A 1,657-nucleotide genomic window follows, 5' to 3' on the forward strand; every position below is an offset into this window, starting at 1 on the left:
AAATTAAAACATACTAAGATTAGTAGTGCGGACCAAGGCATTGGTCCACACTACTATTTTTTATATAGTAGAAATGAAGAATAGGTCGATCATGCCTTAGGATCTAGAATCCGTAATTAAAACGGACCTTCTTCATTTACCTTATTTGAATCAGGTTTTAGTATGTTGGATCCTAGAGATCGTGTATAAGAAATTAGAGTCGATAAGTGTAAGATGAAGGCTTCAATTTAAGAAAATTGTAGGAGGATAACATGAAACATGTAATTGCCTTTGACGTGAGTATGGGAAAGAGTTACATGGTCATTTATAATGGCTTGAAAAAATGTATTTATGAAGCTGAAATTAAACACACCAAACCTGAGTTTGAAAAGTTAAGAGCTCGGATTGATGAATTAACCGAAGGATATGAGGACCAACCTTATATTGTGTTCGAATCAACTGGTGTCTATTCTCGGCAATTGGAACGCTTTATGCGTGATAACTATTATTCCTACTGCCTTTTAAACCCTCTAGAGGCTAAAAAGCAATGTGATGCCTTAAGGATTCATAAAACTGATAAAAGTGATGCCCATCAATTGGCTTTAACTCACTTCTCTGTCTCCCGAAGGGAGACAAACGGGACAGACACCCTGTTTCAACAGTTGAAGTCACTTTCGAGATTTTACAGTGAGCTTGATGATGAATTATCGGTAACTCGTAGTCGCATGCATAAAGTCATTCAGTTGACCTTTCCTGAACTGGAAAAACTCTTCACCATTAAATCTGATTTATTTCTAAACATTGTCCAATTGTTTCCACATCCAGATTTTGTTCAGGGACTTTCAAAAACAATTATTAAAAATAAAATACGTGCCAATACAAATAAAAATATCTCGGGTGCGATGGCAGAAAAGAAAGCAATCGCACTAATTGAGGCGTCCCAGCAGTCCTATCCAGCTGTTTCTTCATCGGATGTTTTGTGCGAGCAACTACGGTCATACGCTAGACGTTATCAAGAACTTCTCCAACAGAAGGAACAATGTATTAATGATATGGTCCAATTAGCAGAAAAACGCAGCGAATACAAGGTGATCTTGAGTTTTCCAGGCATTGGCCCCAATACAGCAGTTCGCTTAATAGCAGAAATCGGAGACATCCACCGTTTTGAGAATAACAAACAATTAAATGCTTATGCGGGTATTGACATACGCCGATTCCAATCAGGAAAAACCTATTTTAAGGACAAAATTAATAAGCGTGGTAATAAACACTTACGAAAACTGCTGTTCCTAATAATTCAGAACATGATTAAACAGAGACGTTACGGACGGAATCATATCGTTGAGTATTACGACAAATTAAAAACGCAACCCTATAACAAATGTCATAAAGTTGCGTCCATCGCCTGTGTGAATAAGCTTTTGAAGAACATCTTCTTTCTTATTTCACACAATATGAACTATGATTACGGGTTGGCCTCCAAATCATAGTTTTATAAATAATAACATAATCAAATGACCTAGTAAAAAAATCCAAGTTGGCTAGGTCTATTTTGTATGCATTTATTTAACAATTCGTCACCCAATTATTATTAGTAACCCTGAACACTCTGTACATTCTAAATACTAATAAATTAATTCAAACAAAGACATTGACTAATCGTAAGAAAGGCATGAGC

Annotated in this window: 1 protein-coding gene; it reads left to right on the top strand. The window is 36.0% G+C overall.

Translation table 11 applies throughout. The annotated features are described in order from the left end of the window. Positions 1-251 precede the first annotated feature (251 nt). Entirely contained in the window at positions 252-1,469 is a 1,218-nt protein-coding gene (locus tag ACFX4I_RS26350; protein WP_377424184.1) for an IS110 family RNA-guided transposase, read from the top strand. Positions 1,470-1,657 lie beyond the last annotated feature (188 nt).

It is taken from the genome of Peribacillus sp. YIM B13472 (assembly GCF_042788005.1).
Classification (GTDB): domain Bacteria; phylum Bacillota; class Bacilli; order Bacillales; family DSM-1321; genus Peribacillus; species Peribacillus simplex_E.